Source organism: Pelorhabdus sp. sgz311001, assembly GCF_055901755.1.
Window position 1 is genome coordinate 1 of record NZ_JBVXUT010000002.1, and the last position, 24,621, is coordinate 24,621.

Here is a 24,621-nt window from a genome sequence, read left to right on the forward strand (position 1 = left end):
GTAAAGGAAATAACCGTATTGACGTTAATGCCCATAAGCATAGCCGCGTCATTATCAAAGGAAACGGCGCGCATAGCTTTGCCGAGCTTCGTATATTGCACGACGTAGGTCAGGATCACCATGAGAACGACAGAAACAACAAGGATTAAGAGCTGCTGGCTGTTAATCACGAGAGGTCCTATGTTATATACATCGGCTGTAAAAATGGCCGGGAATGTTCGAGGCTGAGGCGTTACAAGCAATACACCGCCATATTCTAACAAGAGCGATACGCCAATGGCGGTAATTAAAACGGCAATTTTCGGCGCATGGCGCAGCGGGCGATAAGCCAGCCGCTCAATGACCATACCGGCGATTCCAGTTAAAACCATCGATGCTAGAAGTGCAGGAAAAAAAGACATGTGTAAAAGTGTCGTTGAGAAAAATCCTACATAAGCCCCCACCATGTAAATATCGCCATGAGCAAAGTTAATCAGACGAATGATACCATAAACCATGGTGTACCCCAGGGCGATCAGCGCATAAATGCTGCCGAGAGAAATGCCGTTGATTAACTGTTGTAATAGTTGTTGCACGAAAGAATCCATTCGGGCTTCCCCTCCTAATAAACATAATAGACAAGCTACTAAACATTAGAAATGCTTTTTAAGCAAGCAGGGCAAATGCCGTCTAAAAAGCGATCGGCATTTGCCGTAACTTACAATAGAGACAAAAGAAAGTTACTTTACACTTTTAGGGTTTTACAGTTTCTTTATAAACCTGTTTGCCGCCTTTCATCTCGATGATGACAGCGCTCTTGACAGCATCATGCTTGTCATTCAGCGTCAAGGAACCAGTAACAGCAGGGAAGTCTTTCGTATTTGCTAAAGCTTCCCGGATTTTTTCCGGTTCAGCGCTGTTGGCCCGTTTAATGGCGTCAACGAGAGCGTAAGCAGCATCATAACCAAGAACGGCCATAGCGTCAGGTACTTGACCATATTCTTTTTTATAAGCTTCTACAAAAGCCTGTGATTTAGGACTCTTATCTTCTACAGAATAATGATTTGTGAAGAAGGTATTATTCAAAGCATCAGCTCCGCCAATTTCAGCAAGCTTCGGCGAATCCCAGCCGTCGCCGCCAACAAAAGGAACAGTAATTCCCAATTCGCGTGCTTGTTTAACAATCTTACCAACTTCTTCATAATAGCCAGGGAGATAAATCACATCAGGATTTGCTGCTTTAATCTTCGTTAAAGTCGCTTTGAAGTCCTGATCTTTTTGCAGATAGGCTTCTTCAATGGCAATTTTACCGCCGCCTTTTGTAAAGGCTTCTTTAAAGAACTGCGATAATCCCTTACTGTAATCACTGGAATTATCAATCAGTACAGCTGCATTCTTCAGTTTTAATGAGTTCAACACGAAATTCGCACCAACAGTGCCTTGGAAGGGATCAATGAAACATACGCGGAAGGTATAATTTTTCACCTTGCCAGAGTTTTCATCAAGAGTTACTTTAGGATTTGTCGTAGCAGCAGCAACAAAAGGAATTTTGTTGGCTTCCGCTACCGTCGAAGCGGCAATCCCATTTGAGCTTGTAGTAAAGCCCGTAACAGCTACCACTTTGTCCTGCGAAATAACTTTTGTCATGGCATTGGACGATTCCGAAGGCTCGCCTTTGTTATCAGCTACAACCGTTTGAATCTGCTTGCCTAAAACCCCGCCGTTGGCGTTGATTTCTTTAAAAGCAAGCTTTGCGCCATTGGCTGCTGCCGTTCCAAACGAAGCTGTATTGCCTGTCAACTCGTAGACAACACCAATTTTAATATCTTTGCTGGCGCTATCGCCGCAACCCGCCAAAAGACCTGCCGAAAGTGTTACGGCAATCAAGGCGCTAACCCATTTTTTACTGATTTTCTTGAACACAGCCAAACCCCCTCATTTAATTGTACTGTGGACACCAACCATCGCTTCTTTTGCCCCATCACCTCCAAGTAAAATAAAAAGGCGCTTCAAATAAGGCTTTGTGCCTTATTCGAAGCGCCTTCGCTTCCAACTCATTTAATTGATATACTTATATTACATTGTATTTATCAAATTGACAATCTTTTTTTTAAATATACTTGTATTCAATCGAACTTTTCGCAAATTGATTCTTCACTACAAGACTACCAGGGATATATAGCACTATAAGTTCACTACTAAACGACAAAGTTCCTTTTACACTGTTGATCTGTCAGGAATCGGACACTTGAAATATATTCTGCTGTAAAGACTTAGACAACAGACGGCTCCACAAATAACTCACCTTTGGCAAAGCGATCTGCGCCAAACATTTGGATCGGAAAAGTCGTTGGCAAACCTAAAATCATTTCAGCCATTAATTTTCCCGTAATGGGCGAAATCATAAAGCCATGACCACTAAACCCCGCTGCCGTAAAAAACCGCCCCAGTGACGGAGTGCTGCCAAGAATCGGCGTCCGGTCAGGACACATATCATACAAACCAGCCCACTGACGAATCACATTCAGTCCAGCAAGGGGCGGTAAAATCTCTACAACCCGCTCAGCCATGTCAACCATGAACTCCCAGCTTGATTTAATATTGTGAGTTTCCGGCTCATTAGGATGGCCAATTCCCATAATAAAGCTGCCATGAGGACTCTGTTGACAATAGAGATTATGGTGAAAACTCATTACCATAGGCCCCATAAGCGGTTCCACTGGTTCTGTAACAAGAATTTCATGACGTTCTGGGAAAATGGGCAGTTCAACGCCAACCATCCGCCCCACTTGTTTGGCATAACCGCCAGCAGCATTGACAATTGTATCTGTCAAAATATTGCCTTTCGTCGTGCAAACAGCTTCCAGCTTATCCCCTTTGTAAATAATATCAGTCACTTCCGTATCGGTATAGATTTCAACCCCAAGATTTCTGGCAGCTGTCGCATAAGCTTCTGTAACCTTAAAGGGGTTGCAGTGACCGTCTTCACCGCAATAAGTTGCGCCTAGCACGCCATCCAAACTTAAAAACGGAACAATATCCAGACAATCTTCCGGTGCAACCCAGCGAGCAGGAATTCCCAAAGAATGCTGTAATTCAAGATTCTTCTGAAACTGTTCCACCATCTTTTCCGTATAGGCGGGCATTAAATAGCCGCTTTGATGAAATTCAATATCAATATCCACATCAAGCAGTTGTGGCAGTTGAGATAGCATTTTCACACTTTCTCGCGACAATAGACAATTTGTTTCCGTCCCCCACTGCATGCGCATACCGGCGCCGCAGCGGCCGGTAGCGCCGCTAGCTAAATATTTTTTTTCTAATAGAACAACTTTACCAGCGCCTAGCTTAGCTAAATTATACGCGGTAGAGCAGCCGATTACACCGCCGCCAATTACTACAATATCCGCCTTATTTATCATGAGAGTTTCCTCCGATCAATGCTCCGAGCTTGATCGCCGCCGTCGGTTGCCGAAAGGTAGGCAGAGCAATTTCGCCAACACTTTTCCCGGTAGCTTGAGCAATCTCTTTTGCAATCAGCGGCATACAGTTACGGCCCTGACAGGGCCCCATACCACAACGGCAAGACCGTTTAATTTCTTCTAGCGTATGTTCCCCTTTTTGAATTCGATCTCTCACGTCTTTTAGGGTAAGGTCTTCACAACGACAGATAATGGTATTTTCCTCAGCTGTTTGGCTCATTATGCTTCCTCCTTCGGTACGCGAATCGCTCTGACTTCGCCAGCAAGTTCTTTCGGCATCGCCAGCCAGAGAACGGTTGTTTTGTTGGGCGAATTTTGCACGCGAACAACGTCAACAACCCCCACTGTTTCACCGCTGCGATTTAACCCTTCAACTTGACTATCCGCCTTAGGCACAGGATAAAATTCGTAAGGGATTTTTACTAAGGCTTTATCAGAGCGATAAGCAGAATCAATAACAAAAATTGAAAGGCCCGGGCAATGGGTCATACAGATGCCACAACCATTGCATTTTTCAGCATCGACAGTCGGACAATCGTTAATTTCTTTCACCGTAATTGCACCGCGCGGACAAGCGTCAGCGCAGGGGTTGCAAGGAATCTGCTGTAAACATTCAAATACAGCGACAGGCCCTTGTTTCAAAGCTGCAACTGCCATTTAAATAACCTCCTTTAGCGCTACCTGTTCCAAGCCAGCACAGACTTTAGCGCTGGCCGGACCACTGCGCAAAGCTTGTAGCTGCGCCTTCGCCGCCGCCAGCTCTTTTGTGAATGAAGCTTGCTTCAAACCGAGTGATGCCGCGGCGGCAAGCCCGGCTACTTTACCTTCTACCATAGCGGCAGACGCTTCTTCTACGCCAGATACATCACCAGCAACATACAATAATTCCTGGGTAGTCGCCATAGATTCGTCTCTAAGCGGCACATAGCCGCCCAATTCCGGTACAAACTTCATTTTGCAGCCTGCCTGCCATAGCAGTTCCGCCAGAGGCGTCAAGCCTACAGCCAGACAAAGACCATCTACCGCAATATACTGTTCACTGCCAGCAATCATTTCCCACTTTTCATTAAGGCGGCAAATTGTGACGCCTTCTAGACAATCCTTACCATGGGCTTCTTTCACAGTATGGGATGTATAAATTGGTACGCCATAGCGCTGTAATTTCGCCGCATGAACATGATAGCCGCCAATTTTCGGCGCCGCCTCGACAATTCCGGCTACTTCTACGCCAGCCTGCATCAGCTGATAGCCTACAATAACACCAATATTCCCCGCACCAACCATTAAAATCCGTTTGGCTGGCACAACACCATGGACATTCATTAAAGTCTGCACAGCGCCAGCGCCATAAATCCCCGGCAAATCATTATTGGGAAAAGCCATCGTCTTTTCTGATGCGCCTGTAGCTACGATAACTTTCCGCGGTTTTGCTGTCAAAAAACGGCCAGCCGCTGATAATGTAACAACGCCGTCAGGATAAATGCCTAAAACTGTTGTCTGTTTTAACAGTTCAATCCCCGCTGTTGCCTCACATTCAGCAATCAGCTTGTTAGCAATATCAATCCCGCGTTCCCCAGCAAATTCTGCTTTCGAACCAAAAAATTTATGAGTTTGTTTAATCAGTTGACCGCCAAGACGATCAGACCGTTCGGCAAGCAACACTTTAGCGCCTGCTTTTGCCGCATAAATTGCCGCCATAAGACCGGCCGGACCTGCGCCAATGATAAGAATATCTGGTGTCATCATAATATTTTCCCCTTCCCATTCTGTGTTTCTACAGCCATGCCTTCTTTTAGGGGCTCAACACAGACTCGTACATTGGGAACGCCGTTTACAGTCATCAAGCAGGAAGAACAGTTGCCAATCGCACAAAACAGACCGCGGGGACGATGATTATTGTGACTGTGACTTAAAACCTTAACCCCGGCGGCGTGAAGCGCCGCAGCAATCGGTTCGCCAGCCACTCCCGTCAAAGGCTGCCCATTGAGTGTAAAAGAAACAAAAGTTTGCTTGGCAAAATCTAAAATAGGATGATTTGCAATTCTCAAAGAAAATACACCTCCTGATCCATGCAGCACGTTGAATAAATAAAACCAACTGCATTTTCTTTATTAATAAGCAAGAAGCGTGCCATAAAAAAAGCAGGCAATCGCCATAAGTAGCGATTCCTGCTGTAAATAGCGCCAGCGCTTAAGTCAGCTATATTTTAATATAGTGGAGCTCCTTACTTTTAAGCCCCCTTTTTTCTGCCAAACTACGAGAAAACGTCAGTTTTCTGACGAAAGTGTCAATTTACTGACACTCGATATGAAGTTTGCGCAACTTGTAATATAAAGTACTGCGAGGAATCCCCAGGCGTTTCGCCGTATTGGCCTTGTTATAGCTCTCTGCCTGAAGAGCCCGATCAATGGCATCTCGTTCTAACGCTTCTGTCGCTGTTGTAAGATTTTTCTCGCAAGCTGCCGCTAATAGAACCGCTGGACTCTGATTGGCTTCGGTACAAACAGAAAAAATGCTCTCAGGCAGATTCGTTTCGTCAAGAATGACCTGATCCGCTAAAATAACTAAACGTTCCAACACATTAAACAACTCACGAATATTACCAGGCCAGGAATATTCCAATAATACGGCCAATAAAGACGGCGCCAGCCGTTCTATCTTTTTATGATGGAGCGAACGAAAATACGCCAACCCTCGCTGTACCAACTCGGGAATATCTTCCTTGCGATCACGTAGTGGCGGTAAATGAACAGAAACTACATTTAAGCGATAATACAAATCCTGTCTAAATTGGCCTGTTTGAATCATTTCCTCCAAATTGCGATTTGTTGCTGCAATAAGTCGTACATTCACTTCAATCGGCTTTTGTCCGCCAACACGATAGAAAGTTTTATCTTGCAGTGCTCGCAACAGCTTGACCTGCATTTCTTTCGGCATATCGCCTAATTCATCTAGCAGCAGCGTGCCGCCATCTGACTGTTCCAAAAAACCAGCCTTCCCCTTGCGATCCGCTCCAGTGAAAGCGCCAGACTCATAGCCAAAAAGTTCACTTTCAAATAAATTAGCCGGTATGGCGCCGCAGTTAATCGCTACAAATTGGCCTTGACGTCCACTGGCTTCATGAATCGCTTTCGCAAAGAGTTCTTTTCCTGTACCACTTTCACCGCGCAGCATTACCGGAACGCTAGCGGCGGCGACGCGTTTCGCAATGGCAATGGCTTCTTTAATGGGTTCACTATGACCGTAGACTGTAGCAAAAGCGTCGCTTTTTTGATGAATCTTATGAATCTCCTGCTTTAAAGACCGCACTTCTTCATGGGACTGCGACAACTTCTGGTTTAACTGCACAAGCTCTGTAATATCCCGTTCACAACCAACACCACCGATAATACGATCATCTAACTGTATCGCTCTCGCATTAATCAAGACATGCTTATCAGAGCGCGGTCGGTGGTAGGCATCCTTTACTTGTTCTCCCTCCTGCACGACTTTACTGACAATGAGGTTTGAAAAAAACTGTGTTACGGCTTTACCAACAATATCGGCCTGATCAATCCCGTAAAGCAATACAGCCTGCTCATTCCAGGCAACAACCTGGTCGTTCTCGTCAACCATGCATACAGCCTCATTCATTGTATCAAGCAGTGCCTGAAGGCGAGCTTCTTGCAAATTTCGTTCCTGCTGCAACGCTTCAAATAAAGCGATAATCCGTTCATGATCGCCAACTTGTAAAAGATTCTGTAAGGTTGACTGCGCTATCGATTTTTTTTCTTTCATTGCGCTCCCCCCATAAAATATAAAACTTGCTGACTTAAGCTTTCAAGCGAAAGTGTCCAACTACTTCGTGCAATTCCTGAGCCATTCCCGCAAGAATTTGACTTGATGAGGCAATTTCTTCGACAACAGCAGATTGTTCCTGTGTAGCCGCCGAGACTGTCTGCGCCTTTTCCACGGCGTCATGGCTAAGTGTATCCAGGCGGCTCATGGCGCGAACAATTTGTTTTGTCCCACTAGCTATCTGTTCAACTGCTGCTGATACTTCCGTCACCTGACCGGAAACATCCTGTACTAGTTCTTCAATAATCTTAAAAGTCTGGCCAGAAAGATTAACAGCTTCGGTTCCCAACTTCACTTCTTCTGTGCCACTATCCATTGCTTTCACGGCCTGTGCCGTTTCTGTTTGAATTTCACCGATTAAGGCGGCAATTTGTTTGGCGGCGCCTTGTGATTGTTCCGCTAGTTTTCTGACCTCTTCCGCAACTACGGCAAATCCCCTGCCTTGATCACCAGCACGAGCTGCTTCAATCGCCGCATTGAGCGCCAATAAATTCGTCTGACTAGCAATGCCAGAAATCGTTTGAACGATTTCACCAATCTCCTGTGACCGTGTCCCCAGCTTCGCAACAACAACGGCTGACCCGGTTACAGCGGCCTCAATACGCTCCATTTGGTCAATGGCCTGGCCAACAGCCTTACCGCCATCAGTAGCCTGTTTCGCCGCCTCGCTGGTTTTTTCTGCGACACGATTTACATTATTTACAACAAGCTGCACCCCAGCAGCCATCTGCTGTACAGCAGCAGCTGTTTCATTGACCGTAAGTTGCTGCTGCTCTGCGCCTTGAGCTACACTCATGCTAGCGCCAGCTACTTGCCCTGACGATTTTGCTGACTGTTCGGCATTGCCAGTAAGCTGCTCCGACAGAGAGGCTACCTTGGCAGCGGCCTGATTGACTTTAGAAAGTAACGATTGCAAATTTCCTTTCATTTGATTAAAGGATTGACCTAAATGACCAATCTCATCAGAAGAGTCCATAGTAAAATCATCACCGGTCAAGTTGCCTTCAGCAATTTCAGCCGCAGCAGCGGCAATACGATTGGTTGGGCGAGCAATCCCATTACTAATATAAATGCTTATCACGACTGCCAAAGCTGCCACTAATAGACTAATTAGCACAAGTAAAAGCTGCACTTCCTTGGCTGTTTCCATACTTTTTTCTTCTTCCGTGCGAATATAGGCTTTCACAGCGCTTACCAGTTGCTTAGTCATGGCAATGGCTTTTTCCGAAGGATCACCGGCTTGTTGCATAAGTAATGCCACTTCAGCCGTATTATTATTCCGTTTTGCCGCAATAGATTTCGCCGCAATAGTATCAAACTCGGTTTTTGCTTTCTTTAAATCCGCCAGAATCGCTTTCGATTGTTCTGAGCTAAGTAGGCTTTCCAACTTAACGATTTTATCATCGCCATACTTACGATGATCTTCAAAAGCTGCTACATCTGCTAGTACGCCAGTAAAATTAAACCGCCGCATCGCGACAGCCTGATTGGCAACATCCACTGCCAATTCTTCCGCCAGCTCTACCTTATAAAGATTCTGCTGCATTCTTTCCTGAGACTCTCGCGTCACAGCGCCAAGCTCATAATAAGTAATACTGCTCATAAGAACAACTAAGAAAATGACAAGGGCAAAACCGCTTAAGATTTTCTTTTTCACAGTCATAGTGCGAAACATACGAAAATCTTTCGGCCAAATTTCTCGGCGCGAAGGGGATTTCTGAGGCAGGGAACGTTTCTGAAGCCGCCATTTGTCAAAGATTTTTTTTCCAATTGCCATCATTTCCACCACCACTTTCTGCAAATCGATTTCAAATTCCAAGCCTAAAAATCCCTATATATATAAAAAAAGCCGGCCTATGGCCAGCTTTTTAAGCATGCCGATAAAGAAGATCGGCAGCATTGCCTTATCATGAAATTAACATTCGCAATTTATTGTTCTTAATTATAATATAAATTGTAAAAAAGTCAACGTATTATTTTTGCAAAGGTTTTTTCTCCAGAGACATTTTTCGACTATTTTTTGCTACACGGCGGTAAAATACTGTCAAGAGCCTGTGCTAAAAAAACTTCAATCGGCTGCAAATTACCATTGACCTGCATACGAATTAAAACGCCTTCCCACGCCGTATAAAGAAATTCTGCTAAACTCTCAGCAGACGCTTCATCGGAAATCTCTTGCTGCTGTTGCCCTTCGGCAATACATTTAGCAAATAAAGCAGTCCATTTATCAAACTGCGCCTTTAAAGCAAGCCGCATCGGTTCACTTGGATCAGCCACTTCCGTCGCTAATTTGGCGACAAGACAGCCGCGCCCAAACCCTCTACTTTCATAATAATCGCGAACCGCTTGAAAATAACGTACAATCCGCTCTCGCGGACTATATGCTGTATCCTGTAAAAATTCGTCGATATTTTTCGCAAGTCTATCGCCATAATATTCAATAATGGCCACACCAAAGGCTTCTTTCGAAGCAAAGTAATGATAAAAAGAGCCTTTCGGCACTTGCGCTTCGGCTAATACTTCCTGTAGCCCTACGCCATGATAACTTTTGGCTAGCATAGCTTTTGCACCAATTGTAATAAGCTTTTGTTTCGTCGTAGTATTCATAATTATTATATTATGACAGGCCTTTTGAACTGTCAAGATTTTCTGAATAAACTTTCTGTTCTACACAGCAAGCCACACATTCTTCGATCTTCTGGGTCAATTCTTCTAAGGTAAAGGGTTTGATTAAATAGTTAATCGCCCCAGCCTGGACCGCCTGAATCATATTTTCCCGCTCACTTTCTGTCGTCACCATCATCACCGGAATATGGCGAAAGGAAGGACAGCTTTTAATTGCATGTAAAAACTCCAATCCATCCATCTCCGGCATATTCCAATCAAGCAAAATCAAATCAATCGCAGCACCTTGTTCTGCGAGGAGATGTAAAGCTGCTTTACCGTCGCAAGCTTCCACCATTTCAAATTGCATGGCTTCCACACCACTGCGAATAAATTTTCGAATCACTGCCGAGTCGTCAACCGATAAAATCCTCACAGGCCTCACCTCAATGATTTAAAATACAGGGATAATTGCCATCATTAGACTCGACATTGCTGCAGTCCTTACAACAGTCTATAGAATTCACACCTTAAATCGCCGCGCTAGATCCGTCAATTCGCCTGAAATATGTACTAGATCATCCGCAGCCTGACGCGTTTCTTCCCCTTTAGTCGCTGTATCGCCGGAAGCTTTACTAATTTCCCCCATACTATGAGAAATTTCCTCAATATTGGCGGCAATCAGTTGCGATGATTTTACTACTTCTTCCATACGAGACGAAACCTTTTCCGTACTTTGCGCTAACTGGCTAGCAGCAGACGAAAGTTCGCCCACAGACAAAGCAATATCTTCCACACCTACACTACTTTCCGCCGCATTATGAGCCACAATGGCCGACTTATCGGCAATCTTACTAATTTCGTCGGAGATTAAATTCACCTTATCAGCTGCCTGCACAATGGCGTCAGAGATATTACCAACAACAGCCGATTGTTCCGTAACTGCTGCGGCGATATTATGACTATTGCCACTCATGCTGCTAATTACCGTGGTAATCCCGCCGACAGCAACCACAGCATCATTAATTTCGCTTTGCATGCGTTCAATCTGTTCGGCAATATCATCTGTGGCATGAGAAGTCTGTTTCGCTAGCTCTTTGACCTCATTAGCTACGACAGCAAAGCCGCGGCCTGCCTCACCAGCGCCAGCCGCTTCAATAGCTGCATTTAATGCAAGCATATTGGTCTGGTCGGCAATATCATCAATCAAGTTAACGACCTTGCCGATTTGCCGCGACAAATCGCTAAGCCGATTCATAATCGCCGTCGTCTTCATCGCCTGAGTTTCGGCGTCCTTTGATACAACAATAGACTCCTCGCAATTTTGACTGACTTCACTTAACGAACTATTAATTTCTTGAGCCGCTGCCGCAATCTGCGTGACTGATCCGGAAATTTCCTTTGATGAACCAGCTACAACGGTAACCCCTTCAGACACTTCTTCAATTAAATGGCTCACCTGCAATAAATTTGCCGATGTCTGGGCCGATGTCGTTGCTAAACTCTGTATTGTTGCGGAAATTTCTTCCGTAGCAGCTGAGATAGAATGAAGCTGATCGCCCGCTTCTTGTATAGACACCGTCATAGACTGCGTACCTTGACTAATTGTCTCAGCCGCCTGACTGGCGCCGCTAGTGACAGCACTCATTTCTTCACTATTGGCTGCTACACTTTCGGAAACCGAAAGCATTCGTTCTGACGCTTGATTTAATACCCCGGTAGAATTAGAAATATCTTGCGTCATATTATGCATAACGCGAATCAAATGATTAAAAGAAACTGTAAGCTGGCCTAATTCATCTTTGCCATAATCGCTTTCCTGTACAGTTAGGTCGCCTTTTTCGACGAGCGTCATCAGATCTTGCAGACGACGAATGGGCTTTGTAATCTGCAGAGTAATAAAAATAGTCATCAAGATCGCGGCAATAAGGCTCACTATCAGCAAGACGCTCATTTCCTGCGTCGCAGTTTTGGCTAGTAATTCATTGCTTTTTTCTTTATACCCCGCCTGAGCCACTTGCAGTTCAATTAAATTATCAATAACATAACTAAGTTCATTGGCCACCTGATTGATTTTTCCAGTATGAATGGCCTGCGCTTCCTGCATATTTCCCGCCAAAGCGGCACGAACGACTTCGTCTTGTGCATCCATGGCGTTTTTCTGCAATACTTTTATCCGTTCAAAAGCCTGCATGGTTTCAGTCGACTGGGGATTTTTCGTAAAGTTCGAAAACTCATCATTCATTCGCTTTCTCTGATCTAAAGCCATTTGGATGTATTGCTGCCGCTTCATGGGGTCCTGCTCTAATATAGCTTGTCCTAATGTTACACGACTCTGTTGATAGGCAATAGCAGCTTGCGCCAAATCAGCTAAGGGCACTGTATTTTCCTGATAAAGTTCTTTATCAACGGCTGCCATATTGTAGATATGCCTTACACCAACCAAGCCAAGCAAAGCCGAAAGTAAAACAAGAATAAAGAAACTAAAAAACAACTTTTTCCCAATGGAAAAATCACTAAATCCCTTCATACAAAACGCTCCTCTCCATATATGGCTGGGGTACTTTCCGCTAACAGCTGCTGAATGTCAAGCACTAAAATAATCGTAGCGCCAGTTTGTACAACTTGGCTTACAGCCGTTTCTTTCTTATTGCCGAACTGCGGCGGCAAAGATTCGCGGCAAGCATCATCAATCGTAATCACATCGCCTAACCGATCAATGAAAAAACCCGTATTTTCTAAAATATCGCCTTTCAAAATGATGCAATGACGCTCCTTCACCGTTGCATCAGTCTGTTCATGGAGCAACCGTGACACATCAAATAAAGTAATTACTTGTCCGCGTAAATTTAGTAATCCGGCAATAGATTCTATTTCCCCGGAAATTTTTGTATATTCACTGATGCGATTAATTTCGCGTGCATAAATTAACTCAATTCCATAAAGCTTCGAACCTAAATAAAAAGTTAAAATCCGCTTTGTTCCTGATTGCTCACCGAATGTCACTGGATGATTCTCCCCTTGCACTACTGAGTGTTCTGCTAAGGGAGCTTTTAACTGCGCATCTCTAAAAATAGCTTTTAAAGAAAGTAAAAATACTAACTTACCGCCGACAACCAGCGAAGAAAACAGATCCTCGACAGACTGCAGCCGCTCTTCGAGCATAACAGCCACAGTATCTTCAATTTTATCAGCTACAATAGCAGCAGGAAAAGGCCCATTTTTTAAAATAAGGGCATACCTTCGCTTGGGAATCTCCGGTTCGCTTGTTGACGGTAAAAACTCACTAGGGTACAGTAATCGCCAAATATGTCCATGGGCATGATAAAAATCTTGACCGCCCACCTGAGCCATGTTTTGTGGCAAAATTTCTTCAATACGAAGAATAGCCGCAAGCGGTACCGCCAAAAAGCCTGTTGGTCCCGAACGAAAGAGCAGAATTTCCTGCTGAGAAGCCTGACGTAACTCTGTCTGGATTTTCTTGACTGATCGAGGAAACTGCTCAGCCGATCTTGCTAAACGATACACTTCGGCAACGCCTTCTACATCTAGCACCATAGCAATCTTGCCATCACCTAAAATCGTCACACCAGAATAGATTCTTTTACGCTGCAAATAATGCGGCAATGGCTTAATTAAGACTTCCTCACGATCCTGCATTTCATCGACCTGAAGTCCAAAGACAGTGACGGCGCTTTTTAAAATGAGAATTTTAGTGATAGGCCGTATCAGCGCTTCGGAAGAATGGCTACCAATCACGGTTGTAAGATCAATAACAGGTACAAGCGCGCCGCGCAATTGATATAAGCGGCAATTTCCTACTTGTTCCAACCCTTCCCACTTTTCGCGACTTATGCGAACCACTTCCTGTAAATTGACTTGCGGTAAAGCAAATAAAAAATCACCTGCGCCTAAAATTAACGAAGGAATAATGGCTAACGTAAAGGGAAGAATCAAACGAAAAACTGTTTCTTTATCTTCCTGGGAATGCACTTCGACAATGCCCCCAAGTTTTTCAATATTAGAGCGAACCACATCAAGACCTACGCCACGACCGGAAATATTGCTTACTGTGTTTACTGTGGAAAAGCCCGGCAAAAAAATTAATTTTAAGATCTCTGCCTGCGATAGCTGCTCAGCCTGCTCTACTGTAATAAGGCCCTGCTGCAACGCCCGTTTGCAGACCTTCTCACAAGAAATACCAGCGCCGTCATCTTTCATATCAATAAAAACGCGGCCGCCTTCATGATAGGCCGCAATTTGCAACGTTCCCTGCGGAGCCTTGCCCTTTTGAGCACGTATTTCAGGCGTCTCTATTCCATGATCTAAGGCATTTCTCACTAAATGCGTAAACGGATCCACTAAGCCTTCAATAATGGACTTATCCAGTTCTACCTGTTCTCCTTGTACGCTTAGTTGAACCTGTTTGCCTAGCTTACGGGAAAGTTCCCGCACTAGGCGGGGCATCGAATGAAGCAACATGGCAATTGGCTGCATCCGTGTGCGCATGATCCGTTCCTGCATTTCGCTAATCGTAAAATCGAGCTTTTGCAACACAGGTTGTAAAAACGCGAATTCATCATTTAACGGACCGATCGCGCGCAGTAGTTGATTTCTGGCTAAAACCATTTCGCTTGATAAATTGACAAGTTGATTTAATAACGTCACATCTACCTTAATCCGGTCCTCAGCAAAGATTCGTGTCGAATCACTCGTTTCAAATTCACTACTGGCTTCCCCAACTAACTGACGAACTGGCGGCGACTCTGTGAAAACGCGTTCTTTCTTAGCGGTCTGATTTAAACAAAATAGCAAATCGTCTTGTTCCTCAGGCAAATGAAACTGATGCAATTCTTCGGCACTGATTCCTAACGCCATAATAACAAGATCTTTTTCTAAAACAGAACTAAAAACAAAACAAGCCTCTCCGGAGGCCCCCGCTTCAGTCACTGGCTCAGTTTCTGCTAAGAGCGAACCGATTGACTGAATATTTTTCCCTAAGGTTGCACAAAAGTTAACAGCATTGCGTTTTCGATCGGAAGCTTGCCACAAAAGGCGATAAAATTTACGGCCTTGTTTCGTCATGACTGCAATCATATCTCGATACTTGTCCAGCGCCGCGTCTGATTGAATCACTTTAGGTTCATCAGCGCTTAAAGCAGATAGTTCTCGATCAATCGCAGCATCTTTTCCTGTCAATACTCCCGCAAGCAAATATTTCAACCGGTCATTCGCCCCCAAAAGGGCGTCAATCTCTTGCGGACTGGGAAACTTTTTTTCTTTGCGCATTTTTCCCAGCAAATTTTCCATAGCATGAGATAATTCTACGATTTTCTCCAGACCAAAAAAGCTAGCCGTTCCTTTAATACTGTGAGCGGCACGGAAAATTTCATGGAGCAAATCGGCTTCACCATTTCCCTGCTCTACTTGCAACAAACCTCTTTCAATTGTTTCGGTATGGGCCTTCGCATCAGCTATGAATTCTTCCAGCAGCTCTTTGTCTTCAATCATCGCTTGCACCTCATTTTACTTAAAAGGCAATCCACTGATGCCGACCTTCTTCTTTGGCTCGATACAAAGCATGGTCAGCCTGTTGAATCAAATCCTCGTAGGAACTGTTTGTAGCAGGAATCGCTGTAGCCACACCTAAGCTAATCGTTAACTGTGAGCTGACTGGCGAACCTTCATGAGGAATTGCGAGAGCTTTCAGCTTATCTTGAATTTGTTTCGCCAGCTCAGCCGCCCCTACTTTACTCGTATTTTGCAAAATAATACCGAATTCCTCACCGCCATAACGAGCTAGCAGATCGCAAGGTCTTGTAACACACTCTGCTAACGCCCTCGCTACCTGCTTTAGACATTCATCGCCAGCCTGATGCCCATAGGTATCATTGTAAAGCTTAAAAAAATCAATATCGGCCATCATAAAAGTAACTTCTTCCTGTTTATTCAAAGCATGCAGCCAGGTTTTCTCAAAAAAAGTTTCCAAATGTCGCCTGTTGGCGATCCCAGTTAATTCATCAAGCAAAGATAGTTCTTTTAACTGACTGTTCGCGGAATTGAGCGCCTTCATGACTCGCTCCATAATCTGCGTTGTCTCTTCTAAGGCATGATTGCGCTGTTCTAATTCATATTGATAAGTTAAAATCCGTTTACCAACGGAAAGCCGACAGTTTAACTCTCGTGGTTCAATAGGCTTAAACAAAAAATCGTCAGCCCCGGCTTCAAATCCCATAACGACATCGTCAACACTATTTTTTTGTCCTGTCAACATGATGACATGGACGTGTCCTGATTTTACATTCTGCTTAATTTTACGACAAAGTTCAATGCCGTCCATGCCGGGAATAATCCAGTCAAGCAGCACAATAAGCGGTTCTTGAATGAGCTGAACAATTTGCCAGGCGCTAATACCATCAGCGGCAAAGAGGACCTCATAGCCCCATTCTCCCACCATATTAGCCAAAATTTTTCGTACACTTTTTTCATCATCAATAATTAATAATTTCATCATTTTGCACCTTCACCGCACAAATTCAACGTATCCTTTCTCATTGTACAACAGGTTAGAATTTTTTGCTAACCATTACGTAAAAAGAAAGCACCCTGCGTGATTTGCCGCAAGGCGCCTTTCCCATGACACTATATTTCACCACAACAAATTTTTATTCTTGACAGGCTTTTCGCTTTATTTTCACTAGATACTGCTGATCAGGTAATTTTTCTACTTTTCCAGCAAAAACATCGCCAATCAACTCCAGTTCCAACCACGGCGGCACATGACGGCAAGTTACAGCAAGTTCATAAAAAGGAGTCTTCTGTAAAAAAGGCAGTAACACTTGTTTAGAGGTAATCGTACTATCGCTGCGCTGAATCTCCGTAAGCGAAATAGCAAAACATCCGTCGCCTAGCGCCACAGGTTCCGGCGGTACTAGTGGCGCTTTTTGTGTAACTTGCGCCACTGCTACCAGTTCCTGCTCCCATACATAATCAAGAAAATCTAGCGGACTACCCGTAAATTCCCACACATGAATATCGCCTTTTTCCAATTCAAAAAAAGGAAGACCTGTCACTGTCTGACCGACAAAAATCTTGCAGTCTCCTAAAAAAGCTAAAAGCTCCTGCATTTTTCGCCGCAAAGCAGGCATAGATGCACTATGGGCTAAAGTAAATTCCAGCTTGCGTGACGGCTGCCAGACTTTCATCCGCCGCTCAAAAACAATGATTTTGCCCACTTCATACAAGCTGGCCGCAAAGCCTGTCTCCCCGACAAATACAGCAATATCTTCCGCCATGGTTTTTCCCCTTTCTATAAGGTAAGACGCGCCACAGGCGTACCGCCTTCAATATGCTGATCCATAATTTCTTCTACATCATCAGGTGTTACCGCGCCATACCACACATTATCAGGATAAACTACCACGATCGGACCTTGGCTGCAAATACCAAAACAGCCTGTATTGGATACAAAAACCTCACCGCCTAAATCGCGCTGTTCAATTTCCTCCAGAAAGTTAGCCACAATTTGAACGCCATATTTCGAATGGCAATAGCCTTTCTGCTGACCATTGACCCGGGAACTCGTACAGACAAAAATGTGCTGTTTCGGCTTATTCATCTTGAAATCTCCCCTTTCAAACTGCTTGTGGCAGACGAAGCTGTTCTAGCGCATAACGAAGCCCCTCTTCCAAAGTATAACAATACTCGATAGCCGTCACACCTCGTTCGGCCAGCCGCTTTTGCGCCTGATAACCGATCCGCATGGTAAGAACTGCATCGCAGTCGCTTAACTGCTCCATAATCGCGTCACGCTTCGTTTCAGCGTCATCACATTCCGTAACGCCTAGACAGTACTTCGGCAAAGCCCGTCTTTCCACCAACTTTGCTGCTCTTCCATCTATTTCATAAATCAAAAATTCCGTAGCATGACCAAAATGCAAATCAATGAGCTTACCGTATTTTGAAGTAACAGCAATTTTAAAGCTTCGATCAGTCTGATTCGCCGCCTCTGCCGCAACTGCTGTCGCCTCAGATTCTGTAAATAGCTCTCGAAACTCTGCCGATCGATCTTCCCCCAAGAGGCCGATCGCGTCGGCACGGCATTGCTTACAGTGGCGCATCTGCTGCACATCGAGTTCACAACGATCCCGCATGGCCTGCACGTCTTTCATACTCGTTTGAGGAAAATCCTGAAAGGCACTGCCAGGCGCCGGAATCAGCGGCATAATATTCGTAATAAATACGCCAAGTTCTTTCATTTGTTTGACTACATCAGGAATATGATGATCGTTGATTCCCATCAGCATTACAATATTAATTTTAACGACAAGACCAAGTCGAATCGCCTGTTCAATGCCAGCAAGCTGATTTTTCAGTAAAATAGCAGCGCCTGCTTCTCCTTCATATTTTACGCCCTCATAAAATACATGCTTATAAATCTTAGCGCCAATCTTACTGTCAAGACAGTTTACAGTCACTGTGAGATGAGTTACGCCAAGCGCCGCAATTTCTGCTGCATACTGAGGCAGCATGAGTCCATTTGTGGACATACAGAACACCATATCGGGATTTTCGGCGCGAATTAACGCAATCGAAGCCTTTGTTTTGTCCCAATTCGCCAAAGCATCGCCAGGTCCAGCTATACCGACAACAGAAAGCTGACCAATTTTTTCTTTTACATAATCAAATTTCAGTTTGGCCTGCTTAGGTGCCAAAACCTCACTAGTAACTCCCGGCCTGCTTTCATTAACGCAATCAAACTTACGATTACAATAATTGCAGCTAATATTGCACTGCGGCGCTACCGGCAGATGCATTCTGGCAAAAGATTGATGCGCTTCAAAAGAATAACAGGGATGTTTTTTCGTTTTTGCTTCAAGTGCTGCCAAGTCCATGAAATCACCTCCGCGAATCTTCTTCTAGGCCTTGTTGGCTCTGGTGTCGTAATATTGTTCATACATCCTACTCCGATAGGAATGGTATTTATGTTCTAACAGCATATTGGTTAAACGATCTAATAAAAGCATCGTTCCGGCATAACCCACTGATAAAATCCGTTGGCCGCCTATGCGATCATGAATGGGAAAGCCAATCCTGACTAGTGGAATCCCGTCCTTTTCTGTAAGATAATGACCATCAGAGTGACCAATAGCAATATTGGCTTTCTGTTCGCGGCTTTTGGCCCGAATGGCCACAAAATCACTTTCATGCATAACATTTATTTTCTTACCAAGCAATTTTGTTAAGAGTCCTGGCTTACTGCCTGTAGCCACAACCACAGGCTCAATCCCATTTTCCAGGCAAACCTTAGTTACGCCATAGACAAGCTCTGGCTCGCCATAGACCACGCTGCGTCCCTGCATATTATATTTATGGGAGTCAATCATCGCGTCAATGAGCCGTCCCCGTTCTTTTTCCAGAAGGACTGGGATAGTTTTTCCTGTAATTTCGCTTAAGCGATGAATAAATTGATCTGTATTTTCGATGCCCATCGGAATTGGTAATGTATAGAGCGGCACGCCAAAGGTCTCTTCCAAGTACTTACCTGGCGACAATTTTTCATCAACGGTCACGCCAAGCTGTATGGTAGCTATAGCTCCACCCATCGCTTTTATATCCGCTAATTTCGTACCTCCCTGGGGCATCTTGGAAAAGGAACTGACATAAGGCGCGTCAAGCGTTTCGGAATAGTCAGGGCACATAATATAGTCAATATCCATAAGCGCCAAAATGCGCTTTAACTCGCGAAGATCAGCCGGGCTCATATGGGCGGTAATAATATTAACCCGATTATGCTTTTTAGTCGCTTCCGCTAGACCCATAATCGTCCGCTTCACTGTAAAGTAATAGCCTTCTGCTTGACTTGAACCATAGCCAGGCGTCGGCGCCGTAATAATCGGAAAAGTTTCTTGGTTCTTTTCCCGCAAATATTCGGTCACAATCCGATCAATATCTTCACCGATCGTCTCAGCCAGACAGGTAGTCAAGACACCAATTAAATCGGGTTGGTATACCTTAAGAATATTATCAATCGCTTTAACTAGGTTCTTTTCACCGCCGTAAATCGTTCCTTTTTCATTGAGCGAAGAAGAACCGACATCGACAGGTTCATTAAAATGTGCCGCAATATGGCGCCGCATATAAGTGCTGCAGCCTTGCGAGCCGTGAAGAATCACCATGGACCGCTCAATCCCTTTGAGAGCTAAAATGCCGCCCATGGGCATACACATGTGACAAGGATTTTCATTCACATTTTTGCAAGACTCCATAGCTTGGTCGCTCATAATCGGCCCCTCCCCGCGGTATATATTTCCAAACAGGTGAACAAACCGTCGTATAGACTTCCTCGGCGAAATTGACGGCTCCGCAAAAACCGCTTAACGGATGTTTGCGTTCGTGATTATGATCAATAAAGGAAATCCCCAGTTTATAAGCGAGGGGCCGTTCCTTTACGCCGCCGACTAAGAGATTTGCGCCTTGCTCCACCATGAATTTTTCCAGCTCAGAGGGATTGGCGTCATCTAAAATGATTGTACCGTCATAAACGAGATTGTTAATTGTTTCGTACTCTTCTTTCCGTCCCGTCTGGGTGCCAATCATGACAACTTCAATACCAATTTCCCGAAATTGTTTAATAAGTGAAATGGCTTTGAAACCGCCGCCCACATAGACAGCTGCTTTTTTTCCTTGTAGTTTCTCATAATAGCCTTGAATCACCGGTTGCACTTTGGCTGTTTCCCGCGCAATCAATGCTTCAGCTTTGGCCAGCATAACCGGATCATCAAAAGCTTCGGCAATCCGCCGCAGCGAATTGGCTGTATCGGCTAAGCCTAAAAAAGAAATTTGAATATAGGGAATTTCATAAAGCTCTTCCATTTTAGCTGCTAAATACTGCATCGATCCGGCACACTGAATCATATTCAAACTGGCTTCCGGCGCCTTTTTGAGTAGTTCATACTGCGAATCGCCCGTAAAGACCACATTGACAGTAACGCCGATTTCTTCCAGATAATTGCGAATGATCCAGGCTTCGCCAGCTAAATTAAAATCACCTAAATAGTTCAACGTTTTGTTTCGTTTTACATAGGGCTCTTGCGGTTCAATGAGGCGCAGCAGCGCATCACAGGCAGCTCGATACCCTGCCGACTTATTGCCAATAAACCCACTGGACTGCACAGGAATGACCTCAATCCCATACCTCTGGCTTGCCTGACGGCAGACCGCTTCCAAGTCATCGCCAATCACGCCTACAATGCAAGTCGAATACACAAATACCAGTTTCGCCCGATATTTGGCCACTAACTCATCAATCGCCGCTGCTAACTTCTTTTCTCCGCCAAAAATCACGTCTTTTTCCTGCAAATCCGTGGAAAATCCCTGGCGAAATAGTTCCGAACCGCTAGTCAAGCTACCCCGGAGATCCCAGGTATAGCTTGAACAGCCAATCGGTCCGTGAACAAGATGAATTGCATCGGTGATCGGATTGAGCACGACCCTTGCGCCGCAATAAACGCAGGCACGCTGACTGACGCAGCCAGCAATGCTGTCAGCATCGCATTTGGGCTGTGACTTTTGCTTTCCTTTCGTGACAATAAAATCTTGTCGTTCATTGATGGCCGGTCCGCTCAATCTCCTCACATCCTTTTCATTTCTTACTAAGCTAACAATTACAAAGTTCTGCTAAAACTAGCGAATCTTGCTACAGTTACATAACAAGTTCAAAGTCCTCGTCGGCGGCATCACGATCAGCGCGATCCAAGAGAGCGCCGTCGATCATTTCGATTAAGCGCATCGCACCGTGATAGCCCACAATCGGCAAATACGAATGAACCGTACGATCCAGTACCGGGAAACCGCAGCGAACAAAAGGAATATCCTCGGCTCTGGCGATATATTTCCCATAGGTATTGCCAATCAAGAGATCTACTGGCTCATTTTTAATCCATTGATGCAGCATAAAGAGATCGCCTGCCGCTTTCACATTGCCTTTTAAACCAGAAGCAAGCAGCATTTCCTTCACTTCTTCTTCAAAACTGCCAAGCCCTGACCCAAGAGCGCCGCCTGGCGTACCTGTCAGTACATGAACCGGGATCATACCGAGACTTAAAACAAATTCCGTCATAGCAATGACAATATCAGGATCACCGAAAATCGCTACTTTCTTGCCATGGAAATGGAAATGAGCGTCAGTCATAATGTCAACAAGCTGTCCCCGCTCTTCTTCTAGCGCATAAGGTACTTCTGCCGCAAAAGTTGAGCGAAGCGCCATAACGAATTCGTCGGTCGCTTTAATCCCAATTGGTGTTTTCAGCGAGAGGAAGGGAACACCGCATTTTTTCTTCAATTCTTCGGCGGCGCCATAGGAAGCAAACCGCCCTAATGACAGGGTTTGTTTCGAGTTGCCTGTATCATATAACTCAGCAAGCGTCGTACCGCCTTTAGGATACATGGTAAATTCGCCAGTCATGGGTGAATCGACTACACCTGACGTATCAGGAAACATAATAAATTTAGCGCCCATCAAACCAGTAATCCGTTTGATTTCCCGCATGTCGCCAGGATTGACAAAACCGGGAATCAAATTAACCTGTTCTTTCGGCTCCGGCTGGATTTTCTGCGAAAAATAGGTCACCATCGCCTTGGTCATATTGGAAAAACCGGTAATATGCGAACCTTGGTAACTTGGCGTGTTAGCGTGGAATACAACCTTACCTTCCGGTACGTCTTTTTCGGCAGCCTGCTTAATGAGTGTCGGTATATCATCACCGATGGTCTCAGACAGACAGGTTGTATGAATAGCAATGATATCAGGATCATACAAAGAAAAAACATTTTTAATGGCGGTCTTCAAATTCGCACCGCCGCCAAATACGGAGGCCCCTTCGGTAAAGCTACTTGTCGACGCCATAATGGGATCACGGAAATGCCGTGTTAAATGCATACGATGGAAAGAACAGCAGCCTTGAGAACCATGGCTATGAGGCAAACATTTATGAATGCCGAGAGCCGCATACATGGCGCCAATAGGCTGACAAGTTTTGGCGGGATTGATCATACCGCCGCTAGTACGTTCTTTGATTTCTTTCGGTGTATAATCAAGCATCTTACGCTTTCCCCCCTTCATTGATTTGTCCGTCTAAAAGCGGCTGGCCCTGCCACGGCGGCGTAATAAAATTCCAGGTAGGCGAAGCAAACGCCATGCTCACATCGCGGGCAAAATTTACAGCACCGCGAAAACCAGCATAGGGACCGCTGTAATCATAGGAATGGAGCTGTTTAGCCGGAATTCCCATTTTCTGCACCACATATTTATCTTTGATGCCAGAAGCGAAAATATCTGGCTTAAATAGTTTAATGAACTCTTCGGTTTCAAAGTGGTTCATATCATCCACCATAATTGTGCCGTCTTTCATATCAAAATGCATGCCATGGTAAGTGCTTAACGGAATTTCGGCCTGCAATTTTTCCAGACGTTCCGGTGAAACCTTCAGCCTAAAACGGCCTTCATCAGCCGTTACATGCAGTTCAGGAATATTCTTACTGTCTGCGTCAGGCTTGATTGTCGGAATGACCTGGCGACCTTCATAGTCGTCGCGATGAGCAAACTCATAGCCTGCCAACACTGTTTCAATTCCTAGTTCGGCAAAAAGTCCCTGATAATGATGGCCACGGGAGCCGCCGACAAAACAGAACGCCGTTTTTCCTTCACAGATCTTACGATATTGATTGAGCGGCCCTTCAATCTGACTTAATTCTTTGGCAATGACTTCTTCAGTTTTGCGGCTTAATTCTTCGTCTTCAAAGTACAAGGCCATATTCCGCAAAGTCTCAATGGTCGATTGAACACCGATAAAGTTTACTTTTAACCAAGGCGTACCGTATTTTGTCTCTAGCATCTCAGCAATGTAGTTAATGGAACGATGGCATTGCACAAGATTCAGTTCGGCCGTATGAGCATCGCGCAGCTTCTCCCAAGCGCCGTCGCCAGTCATAACCGAAACGACTTCATAGCCGATCTCTTCTAGCACTCGCTCAATCTCCCAGCTATCGCCGCCAATATTATACTCGCCTAAAATATTAATGGGATACTTGCCAGCAGCTTTTTCCTTATCACTATTGCCAATGACCCGTTCCATCAGGTTATTGTTTGCTATATGATGACCTGCCGACTGGCTGACGCCTTTATAACCTTCACAACTAAAGGCAATGACCTGAATTCCATGGCGTTTTTCCGCCGCTTTTGCTACGGCGTTAATGTCATCGCCAATCAGACCAACAGGACAAGTAGCGGAAATCGTAACCGCTTTGGGATGAAAAATATCAACAACTTCATCAATCACGGCAGCCAATTTTTTATCACCGCCAAAAACAATATCCTTTTCCTGCATATCCGTCGAAAAGCAATAGTTAATGTAATTATCTAAGTCCTTTTCGTCACGAGCCTTATTGCGGCGAGTGCCCCAGGTATAATAGCTGCAGCCGATCGGACCGTGAACAATATGGATCATATCTTTTAAGGGGCCGAGAACAACGCCTTTACAGCCGGCATAGGCACAGCCGCGGTTCGTAATGATGCCGGGAATCGTGCGCGTATTCGCTTCAATCTGCTGTTCAAGCTCGCCATTTTTGATGATAATATGCTTCTTACGATTTTTCTGCACTTTACTGGGATATTGATCAAGTATCTTCTCTAACTGTCTTTCCGTTATAGCCACGGCGA

The 24,621-nt window shown here is 44.8% G+C and carries 21 protein-coding genes; all 21 read right to left on the reverse strand.

Translation table 11 applies throughout. The features are described from left to right. A partial coding sequence (locus tag AC0MXB_RS06105) for a branched-chain amino acid ABC transporter permease (RefSeq protein ID WP_474038757.1) occupies positions 1–587 on the reverse strand: 587 nt, incomplete at its 3' end. Positions 588–732: 145 nt separating this feature from the next. After that, entirely contained in the window at positions 733–1,902 is a 1,170-nt protein-coding gene (locus tag AC0MXB_RS06110) for an ABC transporter substrate-binding protein (RefSeq protein ID WP_474038758.1), read from the reverse strand. A gap of 350 nt (positions 1,903–2,252) precedes the next feature. Next, complete coding sequence (locus AC0MXB_RS06115; RefSeq protein ID WP_474038759.1) at positions 2,253–3,401, reverse strand: NAD(P)/FAD-dependent oxidoreductase; 1,149 nt, start codon at positions 3,399–3,401, stop codon at positions 2,253–2,255. Then, a complete protein-coding gene (locus tag AC0MXB_RS06120) occupies positions 3,391–3,681 on the reverse strand; it encodes a (2Fe-2S)-binding protein (protein WP_474038760.1) in 291 nt (96 codons plus the stop codon). Before AC0MXB_RS06120 ends, AC0MXB_RS06115 begins: the two co-directional genes overlap by 11 nt. After that, positions 3,681–4,118: a 4Fe-4S binding protein gene (locus tag AC0MXB_RS06125; RefSeq protein WP_474038761.1), complete on the reverse strand. Its 438-nt coding sequence runs from the start codon at positions 4,116–4,118 to the stop codon at positions 3,681–3,683. The genes AC0MXB_RS06120 and AC0MXB_RS06125 overlap by 1 nt, the downstream gene beginning before the upstream one ends. Then, on the reverse strand, positions 4,119–5,207 hold the full coding sequence (locus tag AC0MXB_RS06130) for an NAD(P)/FAD-dependent oxidoreductase (RefSeq protein WP_474038762.1): 1,089 nt from the start codon (positions 5,205–5,207) through the stop codon (positions 4,119–4,121). Next, positions 5,204–5,509 (reverse strand): (2Fe-2S)-binding protein, encoded by a 306-nt coding sequence (locus AC0MXB_RS06135; RefSeq protein ID WP_474038763.1) that lies wholly within the window; start codon positions 5,507–5,509, stop codon positions 5,204–5,206. Before AC0MXB_RS06135 ends, AC0MXB_RS06130 begins: the two co-directional genes overlap by 4 nt. Before the next feature lie 244 nt (positions 5,510–5,753). Next, on the reverse strand, positions 5,754–7,238 hold the full coding sequence (locus AC0MXB_RS06140; RefSeq protein WP_474038764.1) for a sigma-54 interaction domain-containing protein: 1,485 nt from the start codon (positions 7,236–7,238) through the stop codon (positions 5,754–5,756). A gap of 34 nt (positions 7,239–7,272) precedes the next feature. Beyond that, positions 7,273–9,117, reverse strand: a complete 1,845-nt coding sequence (locus AC0MXB_RS06145; protein WP_474038765.1) for a methyl-accepting chemotaxis protein — start codon at positions 9,115–9,117, stop codon at positions 7,273–7,275. Positions 9,118–9,311: 194 nt separating this feature from the next. Next, positions 9,312–9,857, reverse strand: coding sequence for a TetR/AcrR family transcriptional regulator (locus AC0MXB_RS06150; RefSeq protein WP_474038766.1), 546 nt, complete (start codon positions 9,855–9,857; stop codon positions 9,312–9,314). A 58-nt stretch (positions 9,858–9,915) separates the two neighbouring features. Next, positions 9,916–10,338 (reverse strand): response regulator, encoded by a 423-nt coding sequence (locus AC0MXB_RS06155; protein WP_474038767.1) that lies wholly within the window; start codon positions 10,336–10,338, stop codon positions 9,916–9,918. 87 nt (positions 10,339–10,425) lie between these two features. Continuing rightward, positions 10,426–12,432, reverse strand: coding sequence for a methyl-accepting chemotaxis protein (locus AC0MXB_RS06160; RefSeq protein ID WP_474038768.1), 2,007 nt, complete (start codon positions 12,430–12,432; stop codon positions 10,426–10,428). Next, on the reverse strand, positions 12,429–15,413 hold the full coding sequence (locus tag AC0MXB_RS06165; RefSeq protein WP_474038769.1) for a chemotaxis protein CheW: 2,985 nt from the start codon (positions 15,411–15,413) through the stop codon (positions 12,429–12,431). The genes AC0MXB_RS06160 and AC0MXB_RS06165 overlap by 4 nt, the downstream gene beginning before the upstream one ends. A gap of 19 nt (positions 15,414–15,432) precedes the next feature. Next, entirely contained in the window at positions 15,433–16,416 is a 984-nt protein-coding gene (locus AC0MXB_RS06170; RefSeq protein ID WP_474038770.1) for a GGDEF domain-containing response regulator, read from the reverse strand. A 151-nt stretch (positions 16,417–16,567) separates the two neighbouring features. Beyond that, positions 16,568–17,197, reverse strand: coding sequence for a Fe-only nitrogenase accessory AnfO family protein (locus AC0MXB_RS06175; RefSeq protein WP_474038771.1), 630 nt, complete (start codon positions 17,195–17,197; stop codon positions 16,568–16,570). Positions 17,198–17,211: 14 nt separating this feature from the next. After that, positions 17,212–17,520: a 2Fe-2S ferredoxin gene (locus AC0MXB_RS06180; RefSeq protein ID WP_474038772.1), complete on the reverse strand. Its 309-nt coding sequence runs from the start codon at positions 17,518–17,520 to the stop codon at positions 17,212–17,214. Positions 17,521–17,536: 16 nt separating this feature from the next. Beyond that, the gene (gene nifB, locus AC0MXB_RS06185; RefSeq protein ID WP_474038773.1) at positions 17,537–18,796 is read right to left on the reverse strand and encodes a nitrogenase cofactor biosynthesis protein NifB; all 1,260 of its coding nucleotides are present in this window, start codon (positions 18,794–18,796) and stop codon (positions 17,537–17,539) included. A gap of 24 nt (positions 18,797–18,820) precedes the next feature. Beyond that, positions 18,821–20,185 carry a nitrogenase component 1 gene (locus tag AC0MXB_RS06190; protein ID WP_474038774.1) on the reverse strand — a complete coding sequence of 455 codons (1,365 nt, stop codon included), beginning with the start codon at positions 20,183–20,185 and terminating at the stop codon, positions 18,821–18,823. Continuing rightward, on the reverse strand, positions 20,145–21,530 hold the full coding sequence (gene nifE / locus AC0MXB_RS06195; protein WP_474038775.1) for a nitrogenase iron-molybdenum cofactor biosynthesis protein NifE: 1,386 nt from the start codon (positions 21,528–21,530) through the stop codon (positions 20,145–20,147). Before nifE ends, AC0MXB_RS06190 begins: the two co-directional genes overlap by 41 nt. 76 nt (positions 21,531–21,606) lie before the next feature. After that, positions 21,607–23,004, reverse strand: a complete 1,398-nt coding sequence (nifK, locus tag AC0MXB_RS06200) for a nitrogenase molybdenum-iron protein subunit beta (RefSeq protein ID WP_474038776.1) — start codon at positions 23,002–23,004, stop codon at positions 21,607–21,609. Between the two features lies 1 nt (position 23,005). Then, the gene (nifD, locus tag AC0MXB_RS06205) at positions 23,006–24,616 is read right to left on the reverse strand and encodes a nitrogenase molybdenum-iron protein alpha chain (RefSeq protein WP_474038777.1); all 1,611 of its coding nucleotides are present in this window, start codon (positions 24,614–24,616) and stop codon (positions 23,006–23,008) included. Positions 24,617–24,621: the final 5 nt, after the last annotated feature.

What these genes read in the sequence shown, in the direction of transcription:
- AC0MXB_RS06115 (WP_474038759.1), bottom strand. Translation starts at nt 3,401, where the DNA reads ATGATAAATAAGGCGGATATTGTAGTAATTGGCGGCGGTGTAATCGGC.
- AC0MXB_RS06120 (WP_474038760.1), bottom strand. Translation starts at nt 3,681, where the DNA reads ATGAGCCAAACAGCTGAGGAAAATACCATTATCTGTCGTTGTGAAGAC.
- AC0MXB_RS06125 (WP_474038761.1), bottom strand. Translation starts at nt 4,118, where the DNA reads ATGGCAGTTGCAGCTTTGAAACAAGGGCCTGTCGCTGTATTTGAATGT.
- AC0MXB_RS06130 (WP_474038762.1), bottom strand. Translation starts at nt 5,207, where the DNA reads ATGATGACACCAGATATTCTTATCATTGGCGCAGGTCCGGCCGGTCTT.
- AC0MXB_RS06140 (WP_474038764.1), bottom strand. Translation starts at nt 7,238, where the DNA reads ATGAAAGAAAAAAAATCGATAGCGCAGTCAACCTTACAGAATCTTTTA.
- AC0MXB_RS06150 (WP_474038766.1), bottom strand. Translation starts at nt 9,857, where the DNA reads ATGCTAGCCAAAAGTTATCATGGCGTAGGGCTACAGGAAGTATTAGCC.
- AC0MXB_RS06160 (WP_474038768.1), bottom strand. Translation starts at nt 12,432, where the DNA reads ATGAAGGGATTTAGTGATTTTTCCATTGGGAAAAAGTTGTTTTTTAGT.
- AC0MXB_RS06165 (WP_474038769.1), bottom strand. Translation starts at nt 15,413, where the DNA reads ATGATTGAAGACAAAGAGCTGCTGGAAGAATTCATAGCTGATGCGAAG.
- AC0MXB_RS06170 (WP_474038770.1), bottom strand. Translation starts at nt 16,416, where the DNA reads ATGATGAAATTATTAATTATTGATGATGAAAAAAGTGTACGAAAAATT.
- AC0MXB_RS06175 (WP_474038771.1), bottom strand. Translation starts at nt 17,197, where the DNA reads ATGGCGGAAGATATTGCTGTATTTGTCGGGGAGACAGGCTTTGCGGCC.
- AC0MXB_RS06180 (WP_474038772.1), bottom strand. Translation starts at nt 17,520, where the DNA reads ATGAATAAGCCGAAACAGCACATTTTTGTCTGTACGAGTTCCCGGGTC.
- nifB (WP_474038773.1), bottom strand. Translation starts at nt 18,796, where the DNA reads ATGGACTTGGCAGCACTTGAAGCAAAAACGAAAAAACATCCCTGTTAT.
- AC0MXB_RS06190 (WP_474038774.1), bottom strand. Translation starts at nt 20,185, where the DNA reads ATGAGCGACCAAGCTATGGAGTCTTGCAAAAATGTGAATGAAAATCCT.
- nifK (WP_474038776.1), bottom strand. Translation starts at nt 23,004, where the DNA reads ATGCTTGATTATACACCGAAAGAAATCAAAGAACGTACTAGCGGCGGT.